Here is a 19271-nt window from a genome sequence, read left to right as displayed (position 1 = left end):
TTACCCCAAGGGGCTTTTTTTTACTAATAACGTTGTAAAATAATCCAATCTATCATCGACTGTTAAGTCCGATACTCCGTACAAAATCCTTTGCTTTTCAGTAGAGGCATGACTGACTAAAAATGTTTTTTCAATCAGGTCGTACTTCTCCAACAAGGGAAGAATCACATCCAAATGATTGGCCACTTTCATAATCACAACTGTATCATGAATCGCCAGTGCTTGGTCAATCTTATCCGCATCTGCTGTAGCAGGAACAACTGCAAAGGACTCTTCATCCATGGTCAACGGTTGGCCCAAAACAGAAGCCATGCTACCAAATGAGGTAATCCCAGGAATGGTTTGGGTATCAATGCTATTCCCAATTAGTCTCAAGAGGTAACTATAGGTACTATAGACCATCGGATCCCCTAATGTGATAAAGCCAACATTCTTCCCAGCCTTTACATCTTCTACAATTTCAGCAGCAATTTGTTCCCATTGAGGTTCTTTCTTTTCTAGCGAACGAACCATTGGAAAATGGCGTTGTTTAATCTCAAGTTGATCGCTGACATAGGGACTCGCAATCGTCAATGCCACACTCTTGGAGCCGCGTTTGGCTTCTGGAGTGTATAAAATATCCAAGGTTTCCAAAATATTTTTAGCTTTAACGGTTACGAGCTCACTGTCTCCTGGACCAATCCCAATACCGTAAAATGTTGCCATTTTTGACCTCCTATTGAATAATTTTTTCTAGGTGTTGAACATAGAGTTCTTGAACACTTGGGTATTCACCAAGTCCAATCAAGTGTGTCTCTACTTGGTATCCTTTTTCTGTAAAGAAGTGCTTCCATGATCCTTCTTCATCCGAACACAAATCATTTGTCGCATGATCCCCAGCCACTAACATAAAGGGAGCAAGGTGAACTTTTTTAATGCCTTTAGCTTCTAGACGTTTTTCAAGTAACTCTACCGGAGGATAAGACTCGACACAACCGATATAGACAGCTTCATCCGTCAACATATGATCCAAAGCGGCGTAGGCAGTAAAGGCATAATGCTGACTACCATGTCCCATTAGGATGGTTGCTTCATCTACATCATTATTATTGTATTCTTTTACAAGGATATTTGCAACATTTTCATAATCTTCTTCACTAAAAAGAAGAGGTTTCCCGATTTTTAGAAGTTCAAAATCTTCTTTAAACTGGTTGGCTTGGTGAACCACTTTTTCATATTCACTTCCCAAGATAATGTGGAGTGGTTGAATATAAACTTCCTTGACACCATCCTTTTTCAATTGTTCCAATAATTGGTTCACAGTTGGAACTGAGATTCCTTCATTTTCTTTAATGCGCTTAATGACAACATTCGAAGTGAAGGCACGGTGGACCTGAAAATCTGGGAATCGCTGTTGAATGGTTTCTTCACAGGCTTGAATCGTTTTCTTTCGTGTTTCAGGATAGGTTGTTCCGAAACTGACAACAATAATCGCTTTAGTCATTTTCACTTTCCCTTCTAAAAAAAGTTTGGCAAGCTTCACAAACCGATTTTAAGGTTCTCACTTCTGTTTCAATCAACTGATGATAGCCAGCTTTTTCCAATACAGACCTAGTATTGTCTCCCATAATGACAATTGGTTTCTCTTTCCAATTCTCTTGGGTTTTCTCTGCCATCAAAACAAAGTGGTAAGCTGCAGCAGAGTTTGGCAAACAGATCAGCTGGATATCCTCTGCATGATAAGAGAAAGATTCACTTTCAAAGGCTACAGAATGAGTGGTGTGGATTGGGAAAGGCAAAGCTTCTGCTACTGCTTTTTCCTTAATATCAGAAGTGAGAGTGATCCAGTTTCCTTCTTGCTCCCTCATCTGTTTTACAAAATTTTCTTCTGCGAAATCATTGATTTGATCATACAGGCGAATTCCTGCTTCTTTAATGGTCTTGATGGTATGATGACCACTTGCTACAATCTTCAGATGGCTGAGACTCCGAATATCCAGATCCTCTTGTTGCAAATAGGAAACAAAGAAATTCCAAGAGCTTGGATCTGTCACTACTAAACCGTCAATACTAGAAAGTTGGGGAAGTTGCAGTTCTTTTGCAAGCAATTTAGTTGGTGACTGAAAAGCATACACTGTCGCCCCAGCATCCTTCAAGAGTTTAGGAAGCTTGGCATTAGGAGTTTCTTGCACCAAAACAGTTCGACTGAACAAAGGCAGTTTTTCATGGTAGTTTAATTCCTCACGGAAGGCAACAACGTCCCCAATCACAATTAAACTTGGTGCTTTCATCTGGAGTTTTTCAGCCAGTTCAACAATGGTCTCTAATTTTCCATCAATAGAACGTTGTTGAGGATGAGTAGCCCATTCGATAATCGCAACCGGAGTTTCCTTATCGTAGCCACGAACCATCAATTCCTCACAAATGGTCTGCAAGTTTTTCATTCCCATGAGGAAGACTAGAGTTCCTTTTAAGTGGGAAATAGCATCCCAGTTCAGTGCTTCACTGGCATCTTGTAGATGCCCAGTAAAGACATGAAAGCTAGTCGCGATATTTCTAAAGGTCATAGGGATCCCTGCATAGGCAAGGCCAGCAATAGCAGAGGTAATTCCTGGTACAACTTCAAAGGGAATTCCTTCTTGGATAAGAGTTTGAGCTTCCTCTCCTCCTCGGCCAAAGATATAGGGATCGCCACTTTTTAGGCGAACAACTTTTTTCCCTTCTTTGGCTTTTGCAACCAAGACTTCTTCAATTTTTTCTTGAGAAACACATGGTTGATTAGGGATCTTACCAACATAGATCTTTTCACAGTTCGCTTTTGTGTAGGTCAGAAGCATGGGATTCACTAAGCGGTCATAGATTAGAACATCCGCCTCTTCTAGTCTCCGTGCTCCTTTAATAGAGATTAATTCTTCATCCCCTGGACCCGCGCCTACTAAACTAACAAAGCCGCTCATCCATTCACCTCTTTCTTTAAATGGGTCTCCAATTCCTCAATAGTTGACACTACTTTAGGATAGTTGACAATAGGTCGTGAAATAATCACACAATCCATTCCTAGTTCTTGACAGCCTTCGATTTTTTCCCGAATCCCACCAATACTTCCACTTTCTTTGGAAACAAATACTTCCGCTTTCGAGCGAGCCAGCAATTCTTTGTTGCACTCTTTAGAGAAAGGAGCCTTAATCGCATCAATTTGATCCGGAACAAGTCCCAACTCTTCACAACCTTTTAGAACTTCTGAAGTCGGAAGAACACGAACCACAATACGCGACTCTGGTAAACCATGGACAAATAATGGCAAAGTTTTGCTCCCAGTACCTAAGTAGACTGTTTTATACTCTTTCCCTTTGATGTATTCAATGGCTTCTTCTGTCGAATGGACAACAGTAGCACCCGATAAGTCGATGGTGGCTTGTCTTTCAAAGCGCACATATGGAATTCCCGCCTGATTGGCTGCTTTCATCGCTTCTTGAGAGACAATATCCGCAAAGGGATGCGAAGCATCAATAATTTCATCAACGTCATTCTCTTTGATGAAAGCAACCATTTGGTCAGCTGTCATTCTTCCTTGGACCACGTCCTGCCCAAATTTAGAAGCTAAATGGCGGCCATAATCCGACACAACAGAGGTAGTCACCGGGATATTCTGTTGCGAGAGGAATTCAAGAATCTCTGTACTTTCAGCTGTTCCACCGAAAAGTAGTTTCATCATAGTGTATATCCTCGAGGTGTGATCATGCGTCCATTTTTTACATAAGTCTCTTTGTTTCCAACAATGACAATTGTAGTCATGTCTACAAGAGTTTCATCCAAGTCTTCAATCGTAGTAAGCACAATTTGTTCTTCCTTACGTCCGATATCCTTACCGATACCAACAATCGTATCTTTGGCTTTGTATTCAGACATAATTTCAAGTGCTCTTGCTAAGTGCTCTGGACGACCTTTACTTCTTGGATTATATAGACAAACGACAAAGTCACCTTGTGCTGCTGCATGAAGACGTTTTTCAATCATTTCCCATGGAGTCATCAAGTCACTAAGGGAAATATGACAGAAGTCGTTCATGAGAGGTGCTCCCATCACTGCAGCTGCCCCAAGGCTTGCTGTAATTCCTGGTACAACCTTCACTTCAAGCGTATCGTTCTCTTCTAATAACTCAAGAATCAAACCAGCCATCCCATAGACACCGGCATCCCCACTCGAAACAACCCCAACATTTTTTTCAGTTTCGTGAGCTAGATCAATGGCTTTTTGACAGCGTTCAATTTCATGACGCATCCCAGTCGCAACCATTTCTTTATCTTTTACAAGATCTTTGATCAAACGCATGTAGGTAGAATACCCTACAATAATTTCACAATCCTTGATTGCTTCCAATGCCTCTTGAGACATCAATTCTTCTTTACCTGGGCCAAGTCCAATAACGTATAACATATGTATTTCTCCTTAAATTTAATATTTAATAATTGTTAACTAATTTACCAAGTGCAAATGTTGCACTATTTTGTGCGAACCGTTGGGTCAGCACATTTCCTTTACTTGCAAGGTCTGCACTAGCAAGCGCCACACTACCAACCCCAACAGTCTTCTTGACAAATTCCGATTGCGGATATTTATCCGCCACCACTAACAACTCCTCTTTAGAGTATGTGTGGAAAGGACAGTCAAGTTGTTGGGCTAATTCTAGTATTGCCTGTTCATTTTTCTTGACATCAATACTAGCAATTTTTGCGATTTCTGAACCGGAAATTCCCTCTTGTTCACAAAAGGCACGAAAAGATTCCATAAATGTGGAAGGTGGAAGATCCTTCTTTGCTCCAACTCCTAAAACATAGGGTTTTGGATGAATCAGGGCTACCACTTCTTCGTCAACCTCAACTGCTTGAGAGGTTAACCAAATAAATGGGCTCTTAGTAGCAAGGACTTCCTGAATCTGATATTCTTCAATCACTGTTAGACCTCTCAGGTCAGACACCCAAGGCTTTTCTTGATAAAAATAGACACAGTCTTTATTTGCTAGATAAGAATTAAATACTTTCACTAAGTGGCGCAATTCTTCCCGCCACCCATTTACTTCTTTCGCAATATTATCCAAGGCTACAACATTTTGTGTATCTGTTGCAGTCGTGATCACTGGATTTGAATCTAATAATTCAGCAATTTTAAGAGTAACCTGATTGGCCCCACCTAAGTGACCACTCAATAAACTAATCACATGATTGGCTTTTTCATCCATCACGATCACAGCAGGATCTGTTGTTTTGTCTTTAATAACGGGAGCAATGCCTCTGACAACCGCACCAATCGCCATGATACAAATCAAGACATCCACTTCTTGGAATACCGTCCGAAGTCCTTCAATGACACGTCCTTCAATCGGTACCGTCCGAGAGTCAGCGATTTTCACAGTGGTATAGACCGGACAATCAATCCCAAGTTTTTCCTTGAGCTCTAGTCCGAGATTTTTTGCGTTGTTAGTAACCGCCACAATGGCGTAACGAGGGGAATCATTTAGCATGCGAACTCAATCCTTTACGGAATTCATGGTGAAAATCTTCGTGATAGAGTTTAGAGTAGTAAAACTCTTCACCTAAGAAATCTCCAACTAAAATCAAGGCAGTTTTTCTAATTTTAGCTTCTTTAACCTTCTCAGCAATGGTCTCCAATGTCCCAAAGACCTTGCGTTCATCTGGCCAAGTTGCCTTATAGATTACTGCGACAGGTGTTTCTATTGGATAGCCACCCTCAACCAATTCAGCCACCACTTTTTCAATCCCCTGTACAGATAAGAAAATGGCCATAGAAGTTCTGTGCTGAGCATAGCTTCGGAGGGATTCTCGTTCAGGAACAGGGGTCCGTCCGGCCATGCGAGTGATAATCACACTTTGAGAGACTTCAGGGACCGTATATTCTGTTCCAATACTTGAGGCAGCTCCTAGGAAAGAGCTCACCCCAGGAATACAGTCAAACTCAATTCCTCTCTTCTTCATCTCTTCTGTTTGCTCACGAATAGAACCATAGATAGAGAAATCGCCTGTTTGTAAGCGAACGACGTCTTTTCCAGCTTTCACTGCTTCTTCCATGACATCGATAATTTCCATCAAATGCATAGACGCGCTATCATGAATCTCCGCACCTTCCTTACAATATTGAAGAAGATCAGGATTCACGAGGGAACCCGCATAAATGACCACATCCGCTTGGGATAATTTTCGATAACCTTTTAGGGTAATGAGCTCCACATCACCAGGTCCTGCGCCTACAAAATGTACAATTGACATACCTTTATTTCCTTTCTGGTTTCACAGCTGAAACAATAATCGTAGGGTTTTGCTGTTTGAAATAATGCCCTTTTCCTAGGGCAGACCATCTGCTTGCTTGAATGGATACGACGTCTAAGTCTTGACATTCCATCTCTTCAGCAAGTTGAATCGCTTCCATAGCATTTTCCAAGAGGATAAAGTTTAACACAAAACGTCCTCCCGGAACTAACAGATGTTCACACCACTCAAAGATTTCAGCCATATTGCCCCCGGTTCCACCAACAAATATCGCATCGAATTGACCTTCTAGCTCAACAGGAGCTTTGCCTTTTATTAGAGTAATATTCTGACAGCCAAAGTAGTCAATATTCTCCTGTGTCAAGGCAACAGCATCTTCATTTTGTTCAATTGCAACGACTTCCAAATTTGGAAAGGAAACAGCTGCTTGAATCGTTACACTGCCCGTACCAGAGCCAACATCCAACATTCTCTTAGCTTTATGTAAGTCTAATTTATCAATACTGATTGCTCTGACTTCTTCTTTGGTCATTGGGACCTTTGCTCTAATAAATGCCGAATCCTTCATTTAGTATCACCACCACATTCATTTCATATTGACGATCAATCACTTGGTCCTCTGCTAAAATTTCAATTTTTTCATCTTCATAGCTAAGATTTTCACCAATGACTAAAACTTTTTTCAATCCCCGTTTCATCACTTCTTGCGCTATTTCATAGGGACCAATTTTCTTATCCGTCACCATAAATACCTTCGGTAGAGAAAGCAAGAAATCAAAATCAGGAATTTTTGCATGACTGCTTGTTAAGTAGGCATCATTCATAGGGAGAAAGACTTTGCTCGCGAGATACTGGAAGGAAGAAATCCCTGGCTGAATCACCACGCGCCCTTTAAATTTCTCAGACAACCATTTTCCCAAACCATAGATTAGGGGATCGCCCGATGCTAGATAAAGAATGGTTGCATCTTCTGGATAAGACACGATTAATTGAGCCAACTCCGCAAGTTTCTTTGGAGGTACAACTCCTTTTTCTTGATAGGTAGCTGGAAGGATTTCTAAATGTCGCTCACTTCCAAGAATATAGTCTGCCTTCTGATAGATCTCTTCACTTCCCAAAAGACCAAAGGAAGGGGCTCCTGGCCCTATTCCAATTACATAGATCACGTCCATTCCTCCGCTATTTCTTCTAATGTTTGGGTTGAAGCTAGATAGCCAGCTTCTGTCCCAAAGGTTACTACATCAATGCTGACTTCCGGCTTCCGATTCCGCAGCAACCGCTCCGAACGGAATTTCATCTTGTCCACCAGCACTTGATAAACTTCTTCGTAGTGATACTCCTCAATCAAGGTCCCAGCTGCATCTGTTGTAATACACTGATCCACTTTCTCAAGAAGTTCAACTGGAGCACCCAGCAAGGCTAGATTGGCCATAATGATTTCCATTCGCGCATCTGAGTCTTTACTGTGAGTTGAGAAAATCCCACCAGCGACCTTGACAAATTTACCCATGTGACCAACCATCAGGACGCGAGTAAAGCCAATCCGCTGGACTTCTTTAAGGACATGACCAACAAAGTTACTCATGTTCACAATTCGATGAGGTGGAATTCCCAGCACATTGGTCGCAAAGTCCTCGCCATAATTTCCGGGTGCTAATACAACCGATCGATAGCCTTGATTGTACAACATGGTTAATTCAATCGTAATGGAGGCTTTCCAACTCTCTTCCGACATAGGATTGACAATTCCTGTCGTCCCCAAAATGGAGATTCCACCTACAATTCCTAAGCGTGAATTATAGGTTAACTTGGCTGTTTCTTCTCCACCCGGTACCGAAATAATAATTTTGGCTCCGCAGTTTGTACCAAGTAATTGCCGGGCTGTTTTTTCAATCATAGCCCGAGGAGTTGGGTTAATGGCTGCCATCCCAACATCACATTTCAGTCCTTTTTGTGTGACGCGACCAACACCTTCTCCTCCATCGATCTCAATGTCGTTTGAATCCGGCAAGAGAGTCACTGTCGAATAAATCAGGAGTCCGTGCGTCGCATCTGCATCATCACCACCATCCTTTTCGACAGCGGCACTGGCAGTAAGTTCACCAAAAGAAGGATCTTTGATATCCATTGTTACTTCGACACCATTGGCCGTAGAAACTGTAACTTTTTCTTCGATATCTTGATTGAGAATCATACTAATCGCTGCGGCTGTCGCTGCTGTCGCACAAGTTCCAGTAGTAAACCCTTTTCTTAGTTTTTTTCCATTGACATATGCATAATCATCCATATAGTTCCATTTCCTTCACTACTTAATTATTTGGGACTACGAAGCGTTGGTAATCATCCATTTCTTGTTTGTACTGGTACAAAATAGCATTGACCACTGCAGCTGCAATCGTACTTCCACCCTTACTTCCCAATGCAACAATAGAAGGAATTGGGCTATCATGAAGCTTCTGTTTTGATTCAGCTGCACCGACAAAGCCAACCGGAACACCAATAACAGCATCAGGGACTAGTGTTCCTTCTTCTACCATATCCAAGACTTTAAAGATAGAAGTTGGAGCGTTTCCGAATACAAACAATTTAGGACCCAATTCATTGGCCGCATGTTCTACCGCTGCCATAGAACGAGTGATCCCTTTTGCCTTAGCTTCTTCAAAGATTGCTGGTTCATTTACCAAACATCTGTAGGCCACCCCTAGTTCATCCAAGATTCTTTTATTAAATCCACCTAGAACCATGGTCGTATCTGTAAAAATGGTTCCCTTATTTTTGATAACATCTAGAATATGGTCGATAGCATCATTTGAAAATTTGATATTGTAGAGGTAATCGAAATCTGCACTCGCAAAAACAACTCGTTTCCAAACTGCTTCATGAAATGGATTATCAAAAACAATATCTGAATGTTCCTGATCAATGATTTCTTGAATCTTTTTAAAGCTAGCTTCTTCAATCTGATTTGATACTTTTATATAACTCATGAATACCTTATCCTTTTTTATCATTTAAAGCTGTTGAATAACGAACATAGTCTTCTGTTACGATCGTTTGCATTTGATAGATAATCGCGTTAATAATGGCCACAACAAGGGTACTTCCCCCTTTACGTCCTTCATTGACCATAACAGGCAAATCGGTCGCTAATAAAGCTTCCTTAGACTCTAAGACATTGATAAATCCAACGGGCACACCGATAATCGCGTCTACCTCAACTTTTTTCTCTTTGATCAAATCAAGGAGATGGAACAAAGCAGTCGGAGCACCACCAAAAGCAAATACTTTAGGCCCTTCGATCTCTGTTGCTTTTTCAATAGCAGCCATTGCTCGAGTAATGTTTTTTCCTTAGCAAGTTGGATGACATCTTCATCATTAATCAAGCAACGGTAGGAAACGCCCATTTGGTCCAACACCCGTTTATTGATCCCATTTAAGGAAATGCTAGAATCCACAATGATGGTCCCTTTATTTTGAATCACATCAACTATTCGTTCATTAACATGATTGATAAATTTCATGGTATAGAGATAGTCAAAATCACCCGTGGTATGAATGGCACGTTTAATAATCGCCTCTTCCATGTCTTCATGGAATTCATAGCCAGGATGATCCTGGTCGATCACCGATTGAATGATCTGAAAACTTTTTTCCTCAATGGAGGAAGGGTTTTTAATATAGGACATACATACTCCTCTTTTAATAAATTACAAGAATAAGATAAATAATTGACAAAACGAACGTTGAAATCGTCGTTGTCATATAGAGCATAGAAATAGATGTTAAAATATCATCTGCTTCTACGCTTCTATTTGGGTCTCCAATAGTTGGTTTTGAAATCAACTCGCCATGATAGACATGAGCTCCCCCTAATTGTATCCCTAAGGCTCCTGCAACAACAGATTCAGGGAAAGCACTATTTGGACTCGCATGTTGGTAGCGATCTCTCCAGCCAATTTTTATGGCATTTCTAAAATCTAATTGCAAAATCCGAGCACTTGCCAACATAAAGAACCAGGTGAAACGAGCAGGGATTAGATTGACTAAATCATCCATTTTAGCTGAAACAAATCCAATCTTTCGATATTTGGCTGTTTTATAGCCTACCATTGAATCTAGTGTATTAATAGCCTTGTAGCCCATTGCTAGAACTGGACCACCAAGAAATAGGCAGAATAAGGGACCGATTACGCCATCACTAGCATTTTCTGCTACCGTTTCAATGGTCGCATTACAAATTTCAGGAATAGAAAGTTGATCTGTTTCTCTCCCAACAATCATGCCAACCTGATATCTAGCCTTTTCAATGGAACCAGACTGAATAGCTTGGTAGACCTTAAGAGCTTCAAAAGCTAGAGAACGAGTTGCCAAACAAGTGTAAGCTAGATAAATCCAAATCCCCCAATAGAGAATAGGGTGCAACTGACTAGCGCCCCACAAGATTCCATAAGTGACGGAAACTGTTAAGCTAACCGTAGAGATCCACAGAAGTACGCCAAACAGAAAAGGAAATTTTGTTTTTAGGTTCTCTAGTTTCAAACAAGCATAAATAAAATTTCCAATCAGCTTAACTGGGTGGGGCCAAGAATACGGATCTCCAATCAACCAATCCAGAACGAGAGCGATAAAAATTGCAATAACTATCATTTCTTAGACTCCAAGATATAATCAAGCCAATTCATAAGGAGTTGTTCCTTTTGATAAAAGTGAACATGGAGGTAACTTGCAAAAGTTTTCCCTTTCTGGTAGCCCCCAGTCCAATTGGAAACCACTTCTCCGTCTCTTTCTTTTCTAAGGTTTAAAACAGTTTTTTCAGAAGTATTGAAGATGGAATGATGGAACTCATGACCTCGAACTTCCGTACCAGACGGACCAAATAAAGAATTTTCGTTGGTGGTTGCAAAACAGTAACCAAACCGTTTTAGACCATTAGTCATCACACTCGTGCCATCAAATATCCCAACCATTTCATAAGAATGATCTTCGATCTCAAGATTTTTTCCAAGATACATCAAGCCTCCACATTCAGCATAAATGGGGATTCCTTTTTGATGAGCTTCTAGAACGGATTCTCTAAAGGAGCGATTATCAGATAATTCTTTTGCAAACAACTCCGGATATCCCCCACCAAAATAATATGCATCAGCTTCCGGTAACCGTTCATCTTTTAAGGGACTAAATGGAATGAGCTCGACATTAGCACTTCTTAACAAATCCAGATTGTCTTCGTAATAAAAATGAAAGGCGTCATCCAGTGCATAACCAATGGTTAACTGGGTAGAATTCTCAAGTTTGAATGGAGAAGAAAGTTCAATTGACTCTCTATCAACCTTCTCCAATAGACGCTCAAACTGAATGGTTTTTTTAGCCTGCTCTCCAAGAATAGCAAACTTTTCTTCAAGATCATCCATCTCCACATCCGGAATCAATCCCAAATGCCTTGAAGGTAGTTCAACTTGAACATTTTTTGGAAAATAACCCAAGACTTCTATATCAGTGTAGCGCTCAATCGCCCCCTTAATCAGCTGATAATGGGTTTCCGAAGCCACACGATTGACAATGACACCAACAATATTTACCGCTGGATCAAATGAAGAAAAGCCATGGACAATTGCTGCCGCTGAAGTCGAGGTTGATTTCCCATCAATAATTAAAACAACAGGTAGATTTAGCTGTTTGGCAACAGAGGCAGAAGAGGCACAATCTTTATCTGTTCCTAAACCATCATAGAGTCCCATCACCCCTTCTACCACTGCGACATCAGAATTATGATGCCAACGATAATAAGACCAATTCAAGTGATCTGTTTCTGGAATTAAAAAACTATCTAGGTTACGAGATGGATTTTTCGTGATACGGCTATGGTAGGAAGTGTCAATATAATCAGGGCCTACTTTGTAAGATTGAACGATATAACCCATATCTGTTAAAGCTTTCAAGACAGCCAGTGTAATTGTTGTTTTTCCAACACCACTTGATACACCAGCCAACATAAACTGCTTCATCTAAACACTCCTTTAATCTCTAAAAAAACGGAGCCACAAAAAATACGACTATCTTTTGTAGCTCCGTTGCTTTATTATTTTACTTAACACTTCGTTGTGCTTAACTTGAAATTTATCGAGACAAGTTAACATTATTTTAATATAAATTATAGTAAATGTCAATAATTTTCTGAAAACGTTCACAAAAAAGGGCATGATAAACATGCTCTTTCTTCTTTATATGTTTAGTCTTATCCTTGCCAATCTGCTGGATAAGTCACATAAATAAAGCGCGCTTTATCCTTAACAGAGAACTGAATATCGCTTCCCTTTGGAATAAAGATGATTTCACCTGGACCAGCACTCATCACTTCATCACCAGAGATAACATCCAAACGACCTTCGATCACATAATCAACTTCATCATAGTCTAAATGCCATGGGAATGTTGTCTTGTCCATTGTCATCAATCCTAAGCCAAGTCGAGGACTTTCTTCAAGAGTCAAAAGATCACGTGTATAGACTTGATGTTCAGGATTTCCTGTGTCCAAACGATCTTCAGGACGAACATCTAAGCTTGGTAGTGAAATAGAAGCTACACCAGCTTTACTAACACGTTTAGCAGAACCTTTACCTGCCAATTCTTCTAGAAGAATTTTGCGAACCAAAGATTCAATATCTGTACGATTATAATCCATTTACCAATACCTCCGATTAGGCTTCTTTCTTAGTCAAGAAGTAGGCAAGTAATAGGGCAGTAACCCCACCTACAAACTTACCAATCATCATTGGAACAATCATCTTAGGAGCTTGTCCAGCTGTAAATCCTAAGTGGTCCCCGATAACGAATGAAGCAGATACAGCAAAGGCAATATTTAAGATCTTACCACGTTTGTCCATATCTTTTAACATCTGGAACATAGCAATGTTGTTTGCCAAAGAAGCAACCAAACCAGCAGCTCCTACTTCGTTCATTCCCAATGATTTACCGATTGCTGAAAGAGGTTTGTTAGCTACTTTAGTAAAGACAGCAACTAAACCAAATGCACCAGCCAAGGTTACAGCGATTGAACCAACAACGACAAATGCTTCTTGAAGGGTTTCTGCACCTTTTGGATAAAGTTCAAGCAACCATTTATTACCAGTCAAGAGTTGTGCAGCACCAAATGCCAAACCTAAAGTTGCGATCACAACAATGATTTGACCAAAGATCTCAAAACCTTTAATCATTCCATTTGGAATAAGAAGCAATCCTAGGAAAATGAGGGCAGATACAATGACAATAGGGATCAAGTTGATTAACAAAGTACCAAATGACAAACCTGGAACAAGCAATCCACCAACAAAACATCCGACAGGAACAGTTACCAAACCGTACAAAATACCACGAGCCAAGAAAGGACGATCTGATTTTTCAATAATACCTAAGGCAACAGGGATTGTGAACACGATCGTTGGTCCCATCATAGAACCTAAAACGTAGGCAGCAAAATCACCAACAGCTTTATCTTGTGCTAAGCTCAAGGCTAAAGGTGCTCCACCCATATCATTCGCGATAAATGTTGTTGCAAAAATCGAAGGATCCGCACCAACCAAACCATAAAGAGGAACAATGATAGGTTTTAATAAATCAGCTAACAAAGGAGCTACAACCATAATCCCAGCCATAGAAAGCGCTAGCGCTCCCATAGCCATAATTCCTTCTTCAAACTGCTCACTAAGGCCCAATTTCCCGCCGATACATTTATCAATTGCACCAACAAGCATAAAGAGAACCATAATGTAAATGATAATTTCATTTATACTCATAAATTCTTCCCTACTTTCAATAATCATCCAGTTGATATTCAACTTTATCTATAATCCCAACAATAACCATATCCACTGGAACATCCTGTCTATTCAAACTCACTCGAGCAGAACTTCCTGTAGTAACCAATACTTGATCACCTTCACCAGCACCAATACAGTCTGCAGCAATCACTAAAGCAGGATCTGTTTGATGGTCATTCAGTTGTCGCTCGACCACTAAAAACTTTAATCCATTAAGTTTTTCATCTTTTCTTGTAGCCCACAGACTCCCTTTCACTTTCCCAACAAACATCTCGCTGCTCCTTATTCTTCAATTTTAATATTGTGACGTTTTAAATAATCTTTCGCAAGCGCTGTCACAATCATTCCTTTTTTAAGACGAATACTATCATTATCAGATAGATTCATTTCAATTAATTTTTTTTCAGTTAGCAAGCCAACCTTCTCAACAGTTTTATGTGTTGAGCTACTTTTTGACACATCTTGGACAGGATTATTGTTTTCTCCACCAGTACTTTCTTCAAGGATAGATACCAATTCTTCTTTTTTATAGAATTGAACACCATATCTAACCAGTTTTTCGTACTGTTCTTGAAGATCTTGGAACAACAATGCTTTAGAGGTCTGTTTATATTGATGGAAATCAAATAATTCATTTAGAACCAAAACTTTCTTTCCCTTTAATAGACTCTTAATCACCACTGCCTCATCCGATGTAAGTGGACACAAAGAAGCAATCCGGAGCATTGCATCAAAACCAATTGATTCTACTAGAATGATGTCAGCACAACTTGATTTTTTTTCAACTTGATAGCCTTCTCTATCCAAAATATCTGGAGTATCAAATGCTCCAATAACAAATACAGAAGACTTGTATGATTCAACCTGTATTTTATCCATTAAACGGTCTGTAATCAAATCTACAATTTTATCTAGATTTTCCATTTTTGACCTACCTCCATCAAGCAATACTAGTCTTTAATTATACGACCACGGATTCCTTTGCTAAAACCACAAGCATTGGCTTCATCGTAATCAATATGCATATAAGTTGCAAATTTTGGGCTAACACGAATCACAACATCATCAAAAATTAAAGGTCTTGCCCCTTCAACTTTTACTTTTACAATATCATGATTTTTCACACCAATTTTTTCTGCATCTTCAGGTGTCATATGAACATGGCGTTTTGCTACAATCAACCCTTTATCCAAAGAAACTGATTTATCTCCATTCACCAATACAATACCTGGAGTACCCTCAATATCACCGCTTTCACGAATAGGAGCTTTTACTCCTAATTGTAAGCAGTCTGTAAGTGATACCTCTACTTGAGACTCTTTTCTAACAGGTCCCAAAATAACGACATTATGAAAAGCTCCTTTTGGACCCACTACAGTCAAACGTTCTTTTGAAGCATACTGACCAGGTTGAGATAAATCTTTCGCCTTGGTCAATTCATAACCAGTTCCGAACAAAGCATCTAATTCTTTGCGACTTAAATGCACATGTCGACCACTGGCTTCCACTTCAAAGGAGCTGTCTAGTTCATTTTGAATCCTATCAATAACTTTATCAATTAAATTTTCAAATGACATTGTTATTCTCCACATTCTATTCTAAAATAAGCCACACTAAAACTTCAATTGATTTCAATAATGTGATTAGTTTATCCGCATAAACATCTTGATTGTTAGACGATACTAAGGTCAATTCCTCTCGGATATTTATAATTTCAAGATATAACTCATAGCAAGAAAGTTTCCAATCCTCACATTTGTAATCAACTCTTACACTTCCTTGATCCAACTGTTTAATGACTCGAATTGACTGTAAATCTTCATTTGTCCCAAAATTTGGGTTATAAAATGAGATATCTTCTTCAATATAACAGCCGACAATCTTTTCTACTATTTGTAGTAGATTTCCCAATTGATCAACTTTTTCATCTAAATAAGCAAGATGGAGTTCTTTTTGGCATCTTAGAAAATAGGTATATAGTTTCGTTAGCTTGAAAAGTAGTGGATACACAGCAGACTCTTCTAGAGACGAAACAGTCATATGAAATGGTTTACTAATCTCTGTTTGAGTTTTAGTTGGCGAATCAGAATAAGCTACTTGAATATGGCGATCATGCAAGAAACCTCTTGCAGCTGGAGTCAATTTGTCCTCACTAGAAAGTTTTAGAACATTTTGCTCACTGACCTGACCATTTTTGATGAGCTTCCTAATTCGTGATTCAGTATAAACTGTCATGCATTCACATCCTTCTACCACAAATTAAACACAGGGATACAACGAGGTTGAGATGTAACTTCCCAACCTCGCTCAGCTATTAACATGAATGAATATTCTTTACATCAAAATGCTTATTCCTATCAAAACATTAATTGCTGATTACCTGCATGAGAAATTTTGAAAATCTACTCTTTATGAGGTAGGATTACTTCTACTTCTGAATGTGGACGTGGGATGACATGTACAGAAATCAATTCACCTACATTTTCAGCTGCTGCTGCACCTGCATCTGTTGCAGCTTTAACAGCACCTACGTCACCACGAACCATTACAGTTACCAAACCAGCTCCGACTTGTTGTTTACCAATCAATGTAACGTTTGCTGCTTTTACCATAGCATCTGCTGCTTCGATAGCACCTACTAAACCTTTTGTTTCAACCATTCCTAATGCGTTTGCGTTTGACATATTCTTTTCCTCCTATTATTGACTTAAACTTAATTATTCAGCTGATGGATGTGGTAAAATTACTTCTACTTCTGAATGTGGACGTGGGATGACATGTACAGAAATCAATTCACCTACATTTTCAGCTGCTGCCGCACCTGCATCTGTTGCAGCTTTAACAGCACCTACGTCACCACGAACCATTACAGTTACCAAACCAGCTCCGACTTGTTGTTTACCAATCAATGTAACGTTCGCTGCTTTTACCATAGCATCTGCTGCTTCGATAGCAGCTACTAAACCTTTTGTTTCAACCATTCCTAATGCATTTGCGTTTGCCATTTTAATTTCCTCCAATTATGAAATAAGTAAATTATTTAGTTAATTTTGATAACACACGTTGAACAAGTAAATCGACCAATTGTTCCTCATCAATTTGTTTTTCAACTTGACAGTCAAGACACTCTTGATTTTCAGTCTTTCTCAAATCTGCTAATTCTGCTGTACCATATGCAACTCGGCGAATATTAATCAGATTCAATGGGCTGACATTATCAGAAGTAGCACTTCCACCGACAGCTCCACAACCTAAGGTAAAGGCTGGGAACAAGCCTGTTGTAGCACCAACTCCTCCAAGTGCTGCAGGAGTGTTGACCAAAAGTCTTGAAACAGGTTTTCTTAAAGCAAATTCACGAACGATGTTTTCATTTTGTGTATGGATTGCTAAAGTATGACCTGCTCCTTCATGGTGAAGAATACGAATACTCAATTCACACGCTTCTTCCCATGTTTTAACAGTGTAGAAACCTAGAACTGGAGCGAGTTTTTCCATTGAGTAAGGATATTGTTTACCAACACCTTCTCCATCAGCAATCAAGACACGCGCATCATCAGGAACAGAGATTCCAGCTAGTTTTGCAATGACTTGAGGAGTCTTACCTACCATTTTTGGATTCATTGCTCCACTTGGTAAAATGATGAAGGCTCCTAATTTCTTAGCATCTTCTTTTGGAACGAAGTAAGCACCTTGACGTTTAAACTCTTCGACAACCTTTTCTTTCATTTCTTCTTCGACAATGATTGATTGTTCTGAAGCACAGATCACACCATTATCGAATGTTTTTGAATCAAGAATTTGACGAACAGCTTTAGGAACATCTGCAGTTTTTTCAATAAATGCTGGTCCATTACCAGGTCCTACACCAATTGCAGGAGTTCCTGAAGAATAGGCAGCTTTTACCATCGCATTCCCACCAGTTGCTAAAATCAGATTTGTATCCTTGTGTTTCATCAACTCATTAGTTGCTTCAATAGAAACACGTTGAATCACACTGACAGCACCTTCTGGGCACCCAGCTGAAACTGCTGCCTTTTTAATAATATCAACTGTTTCATTAATACATTTTGCAGCATGTGGGTGTGGAGAGAAGACAATACTGTTTCCACCTTTTAATGCGATAAGCGCTTTGTACATAACTGTTGAAGTTGGATTGGTTGAAGGAATTAACCCAGCAACGACACCAACTGGAACACCTACTTCAATAACTTTATTTTCTTTATCTTCACGCAAAATACCAACTGTGCGCATATCCTTGATTTCTTCAAGGATGCCTTTTGAAGCAAGTGCATTCTTAAGAACTTTATCTTGCCACTTACCAAATCCAGTTTCTTCTGCGGCCATTTTGGCTAAACGTTCTCTTTGATCATAACAAGCTTTAGCTACAACTTTTACAATGGTATCGATTTGTTCTTGACTCATCAATGCTAGTTTTTGTTGAGCAACTTTAGCTCGTTGAATCAAATGGCGAACTTCCTGAATAGATAAAAGATCTTTATCTTCAATATACATTCAACTTTCTCCTATGATTTCAATTTCAGTAAAGCTTGAATAAGTAGTTGTTTGTTCGCAAATTTAATTTCTTTCTTAGACAGATCGACTTTATCTTCCCGATAAGCAATACTTCTTAATTCAACAACTTTGAATTTTTTTAATTCTTCCTCAGAATATTTCAGGTGTTCTTCTGTTGAATTTTCCTCTTCAACCACAATATCAGAAACAATATCGGAAACAATTTCTTCAACGCTAGTTTCTTCAACGCTAATTTCTTCAACGCTAGTTTCTTCAACTTCTGACACTAAAGGTTCTAGACTTACCTCAGTTATTTCTAATGAATCAAGATCATTTGATTCACTTTCTTCAACAGATGAGGTAGTTTCAACTTTTGACACTTCTTTACTCTCTTCCTTACGAATTGGAATGAGGATTGAATCTGTTTGTGAGTCTAGTCGTGCAATCACATGACTATGAAGATAGTAAGGTTGTTCCTGTGCAATCTCAACTGCAGCTTCTACAGCTGATCTTACTGCACTAACGTCGCCTACTAACTGAACTGTGTTCAAACCTGACTTAACAGTTTCTACATTTAATAGTGAGACATTTGCAGCTTTCAAAGCAGCATCTGCTACAACAATTGCTCCAAGAAAACCTCGCACTTCAATTAATCCAAGTGCCTTTTCTACCATGAGCA

23 protein-coding genes and 1 pseudogene are annotated in these 19271 nt (G+C 39.4%); all 24 read right to left on the bottom strand.

The genetic code is table 11. From position 1 onward, the window contains the following. The 24 genes and pseudogenes from HMPREF9421_RS06460 to HMPREF9421_RS06340 all read right to left on the bottom strand — a co-directional run bounded on the left by HMPREF9421_RS06460 (position 1) and on the right by HMPREF9421_RS06340 (position 19266). Positions 1–705: a cobalt-factor II C(20)-methyltransferase gene (locus tag HMPREF9421_RS06460; protein ID WP_006596210.1), complete on the bottom strand. Its 705-nt coding sequence runs from the start codon at positions 703–705 to the stop codon at positions 1–3. Positions 706–715: 10 nt separating this feature from the next. Then, a complete protein-coding gene (locus HMPREF9421_RS06455) occupies positions 716–1483 on the bottom strand; it encodes a sirohydrochlorin cobaltochelatase (protein ID WP_006596209.1) in 768 nt (255 codons plus the stop codon). Beyond that, entirely contained in the window at positions 1476–2936 is a 1461-nt protein-coding gene (gene cobA / locus HMPREF9421_RS06450) for a uroporphyrinogen-III C-methyltransferase (protein WP_006596208.1), read from the bottom strand. Before cobA ends, HMPREF9421_RS06455 begins: the two co-directional genes overlap by 8 nt. Continuing rightward, positions 2933–3694 (bottom strand): precorrin-6A reductase, encoded by a 762-nt coding sequence (cobK, locus tag HMPREF9421_RS06445; RefSeq protein ID WP_006596207.1) that lies wholly within the window; start codon positions 3692–3694, stop codon positions 2933–2935. Before cobK ends, cobA begins: the two co-directional genes overlap by 4 nt. Continuing rightward, positions 3691–4416 carry a precorrin-3B C(17)-methyltransferase gene (gene cobJ, locus HMPREF9421_RS06440; protein ID WP_006596206.1) on the bottom strand — a complete coding sequence of 242 codons (726 nt, stop codon included), beginning with the start codon at positions 4414–4416 and terminating at the stop codon, positions 3691–3693. Before cobJ ends, cobK begins: the two co-directional genes overlap by 4 nt. Before the next feature lie 25 nt (positions 4417–4441). After that, a complete protein-coding gene (locus tag HMPREF9421_RS06435; protein ID WP_006596205.1) occupies positions 4442–5500 on the bottom strand; it encodes a cobalt-precorrin 5A hydrolase in 1059 nt (352 codons plus the stop codon). After that, positions 5490–6263: a cobalt-precorrin-4 methyltransferase gene (locus HMPREF9421_RS06430; RefSeq protein WP_006596204.1), complete on the bottom strand. Its 774-nt coding sequence runs from the start codon at positions 6261–6263 to the stop codon at positions 5490–5492. Before HMPREF9421_RS06430 ends, HMPREF9421_RS06435 begins: the two co-directional genes overlap by 11 nt. A 4-nt stretch (positions 6264–6267) precedes the next feature. Continuing rightward, positions 6268–6831 carry a decarboxylating cobalt-precorrin-6B (C(15))-methyltransferase gene (locus tag HMPREF9421_RS06425; RefSeq protein WP_006596203.1) on the bottom strand — a complete coding sequence of 188 codons (564 nt, stop codon included), beginning with the start codon at positions 6829–6831 and terminating at the stop codon, positions 6268–6270. Further along, complete coding sequence (locus tag HMPREF9421_RS06420) at positions 6809–7435, bottom strand: cobalt-precorrin-7 (C(5))-methyltransferase (RefSeq protein WP_006596202.1); 627 nt, start codon at positions 7433–7435, stop codon at positions 6809–6811. Before HMPREF9421_RS06420 ends, HMPREF9421_RS06425 begins: the two co-directional genes overlap by 23 nt. Next, positions 7426–8550 (bottom strand): cobalt-precorrin-5B (C(1))-methyltransferase CbiD, encoded by a 1125-nt coding sequence (gene cbiD, locus HMPREF9421_RS06415; protein WP_006596201.1) that lies wholly within the window; start codon positions 8548–8550, stop codon positions 7426–7428. Before cbiD ends, HMPREF9421_RS06420 begins: the two co-directional genes overlap by 10 nt. Positions 8551–8572: 22 nt before the next feature. Continuing rightward, a complete protein-coding gene (locus HMPREF9421_RS06410) occupies positions 8573–9250 on the bottom strand; it encodes a cobalt-precorrin-8 methylmutase (RefSeq protein WP_006597203.1) in 678 nt (225 codons plus the stop codon). Positions 9251–9257: 7 nt separating this feature from the next. Then, a pseudogene (locus HMPREF9421_RS06400) lies at positions 9258–9949 on the bottom strand (cobalt-precorrin-8 methylmutase). 13 nt (positions 9950–9962) lie between these two features. After that, positions 9963–10910, bottom strand: a complete 948-nt coding sequence (cbiB, locus tag HMPREF9421_RS06395; protein ID WP_006596197.1) for an adenosylcobinamide-phosphate synthase CbiB — start codon at positions 10908–10910, stop codon at positions 9963–9965. Beyond that, positions 10907–12268 carry a cobyrinic acid a,c-diamide synthase CobB gene (locus HMPREF9421_RS06390; RefSeq protein WP_006596196.1) on the bottom strand — a complete coding sequence of 454 codons (1362 nt, stop codon included), beginning with the start codon at positions 12266–12268 and terminating at the stop codon, positions 10907–10909. The genes cbiB and HMPREF9421_RS06390 overlap by 4 nt, the downstream gene beginning before the upstream one ends. Before the next feature lie 230 nt (positions 12269–12498). Beyond that, complete coding sequence (locus tag HMPREF9421_RS06385) at positions 12499–12945, bottom strand: cupin domain-containing protein (RefSeq protein ID WP_003006908.1); 447 nt, start codon at positions 12943–12945, stop codon at positions 12499–12501. Positions 12946–12961: 16 nt separating this feature from the next. After that, on the bottom strand, positions 12962–14056 hold the full coding sequence (locus tag HMPREF9421_RS06380; protein ID WP_006597220.1) for an ethanolamine utilization protein EutH: 1095 nt from the start codon (positions 14054–14056) through the stop codon (positions 12962–12964). A 16-nt stretch (positions 14057–14072) separates the two neighbouring features. Next, complete coding sequence (locus HMPREF9421_RS06375; protein ID WP_006596194.1) at positions 14073–14351, bottom strand: EutN/CcmL family microcompartment protein; 279 nt, start codon at positions 14349–14351, stop codon at positions 14073–14075. An 11-nt stretch (positions 14352–14362) separates the two neighbouring features. Continuing rightward, positions 14363–15004, bottom strand: coding sequence for a hypothetical protein (locus HMPREF9421_RS06370; RefSeq protein ID WP_006596193.1), 642 nt, complete (start codon positions 15002–15004; stop codon positions 14363–14365). Positions 15005–15030: 26 nt separating this feature from the next. Next, entirely contained in the window at positions 15031–15657 is a 627-nt protein-coding gene (gene eutD, locus HMPREF9421_RS06365) for an ethanolamine utilization phosphate acetyltransferase EutD (protein WP_006597204.1), read from the bottom strand. Between the two features lie 16 nt (positions 15658–15673). Continuing rightward, on the bottom strand, positions 15674–16315 hold the full coding sequence (locus HMPREF9421_RS06360) for a hypothetical protein (RefSeq protein ID WP_006596191.1): 642 nt from the start codon (positions 16313–16315) through the stop codon (positions 15674–15676). A gap of 167 nt (positions 16316–16482) precedes the next feature. Continuing rightward, positions 16483–16764, bottom strand: coding sequence for a BMC domain-containing protein (locus HMPREF9421_RS06355; protein WP_006596190.1), 282 nt, complete (start codon positions 16762–16764; stop codon positions 16483–16485). Between the two features lie 33 nt (positions 16765–16797). Further along, positions 16798–17085 (bottom strand): propanediol utilization microcompartment protein PduA, encoded by a 288-nt coding sequence (gene pduA, locus HMPREF9421_RS06350; protein WP_006596189.1) that lies wholly within the window; start codon positions 17083–17085, stop codon positions 16798–16800. Between the two features lie 31 nt (positions 17086–17116). Continuing rightward, positions 17117–18592 carry an acetaldehyde dehydrogenase (acetylating) gene (locus tag HMPREF9421_RS06345; RefSeq protein ID WP_006596188.1) on the bottom strand — a complete coding sequence of 492 codons (1476 nt, stop codon included), beginning with the start codon at positions 18590–18592 and terminating at the stop codon, positions 17117–17119. Positions 18593–18603: 11 nt separating this feature from the next. After that, on the bottom strand, positions 18604–19266 hold the full coding sequence (locus HMPREF9421_RS06340) for a BMC domain-containing protein (protein WP_006597207.1): 663 nt from the start codon (positions 19264–19266) through the stop codon (positions 18604–18606). Positions 19267–19271: the final 5 nt, after the last annotated feature.

Origin of the sequence: Streptococcus australis ATCC 700641 (genome assembly GCF_000186465.1) — a bacterium.
Taxonomy (GTDB): domain Bacteria; phylum Bacillota; class Bacilli; order Lactobacillales; family Streptococcaceae; genus Streptococcus; species Streptococcus australis.
This window is presented reverse-complemented; position numbering and strand designations above follow the sequence as displayed.

Bases quoted from the DNA above. Each gene is read 5' to 3' on its own strand.
- HMPREF9421_RS06460 (WP_006596210.1), bottom strand. From the start codon at position 705: ATGGCAACATTTTACGGTATTGGGATTGGTCCAGGAGACAGTGAGCTC.
- HMPREF9421_RS06455 (WP_006596209.1), bottom strand. From the start codon at position 1,483: ATGACTAAAGCGATTATTGTTGTCAGTTTCGGAACAACCTATCCTGAA.
- cobA (WP_006596208.1), bottom strand. From the start codon at position 2,936: ATGAGCGGCTTTGTTAGTTTAGTAGGCGCGGGTCCAGGGGATGAAGAA.
- cobK (WP_006596207.1), bottom strand. From the start codon at position 3,694: ATGATGAAACTACTTTTCGGTGGAACAGCTGAAAGTACAGAGATTCTT.
- cobJ (WP_006596206.1), bottom strand. From the start codon at position 4,416: ATGTTATACGTTATTGGACTTGGCCCAGGTAAAGAAGAATTGATGTCT.
- HMPREF9421_RS06435 (WP_006596205.1), bottom strand. From the start codon at position 5,500: ATGCTAAATGATTCCCCTCGTTACGCCATTGTGGCGGTTACTAACAAC.
- HMPREF9421_RS06430 (WP_006596204.1), bottom strand. From the start codon at position 6,263: ATGTCAATTGTACATTTTGTAGGCGCAGGACCTGGTGATGTGGAGCTC.
- HMPREF9421_RS06425 (WP_006596203.1), bottom strand. From the start codon at position 6,831: ATGAAGGATTCGGCATTTATTAGAGCAAAGGTCCCAATGACCAAAGAA.
- HMPREF9421_RS06420 (WP_006596202.1), bottom strand. From the start codon at position 7,435: ATGGACGTGATCTATGTAATTGGAATAGGGCCAGGAGCCCCTTCCTTT.
- cbiD (WP_006596201.1), bottom strand. From the start codon at position 8,550: ATGGATGATTATGCATATGTCAATGGAAAAAAACTAAGAAAAGGGTTT.
- HMPREF9421_RS06410 (WP_006597203.1), bottom strand. From the start codon at position 9,250: ATGAGTTATATAAAAGTATCAAATCAGATTGAAGAAGCTAGCTTTAAA.
- cbiB (WP_006596197.1), bottom strand. From the start codon at position 10,910: ATGATAGTTATTGCAATTTTTATCGCTCTCGTTCTGGATTGGTTGATT.
- HMPREF9421_RS06390 (WP_006596196.1), bottom strand. From the start codon at position 12,268: ATGAAGCAGTTTATGTTGGCTGGTGTATCAAGTGGTGTTGGAAAAACA.
- HMPREF9421_RS06385 (WP_003006908.1), bottom strand. From the start codon at position 12,945: ATGGATTATAATCGTACAGATATTGAATCTTTGGTTCGCAAAATTCTT.
- HMPREF9421_RS06380 (WP_006597220.1), bottom strand. From the start codon at position 14,056: ATGAGTATAAATGAAATTATCATTTACATTATGGTTCTCTTTATGCTT.
- HMPREF9421_RS06375 (WP_006596194.1), bottom strand. From the start codon at position 14,351: ATGTTTGTTGGGAAAGTGAAAGGGAGTCTGTGGGCTACAAGAAAAGAT.
- HMPREF9421_RS06370 (WP_006596193.1), bottom strand. From the start codon at position 15,004: ATGGAAAATCTAGATAAAATTGTAGATTTGATTACAGACCGTTTAATG.
- eutD (WP_006597204.1), bottom strand. From the start codon at position 15,657: ATGTCATTTGAAAATTTAATTGATAAAGTTATTGATAGGATTCAAAAT.
- HMPREF9421_RS06360 (WP_006596191.1), bottom strand. From the start codon at position 16,315: ATGACAGTTTATACTGAATCACGAATTAGGAAGCTCATCAAAAATGGT.
- HMPREF9421_RS06355 (WP_006596190.1), bottom strand. From the start codon at position 16,764: ATGTCAAACGCAAACGCATTAGGAATGGTTGAAACAAAAGGTTTAGTA.
- pduA (WP_006596189.1), bottom strand. From the start codon at position 17,085: ATGGCAAACGCAAATGCATTAGGAATGGTTGAAACAAAAGGTTTAGTA.
- HMPREF9421_RS06345 (WP_006596188.1), bottom strand. From the start codon at position 18,592: ATGTATATTGAAGATAAAGATCTTTTATCTATTCAGGAAGTTCGCCAT.
- HMPREF9421_RS06340 (WP_006597207.1), bottom strand. From the start codon at position 19,266: ATGGTAGAAAAGGCACTTGGATTAATTGAAGTGCGAGGTTTTCTTGGA.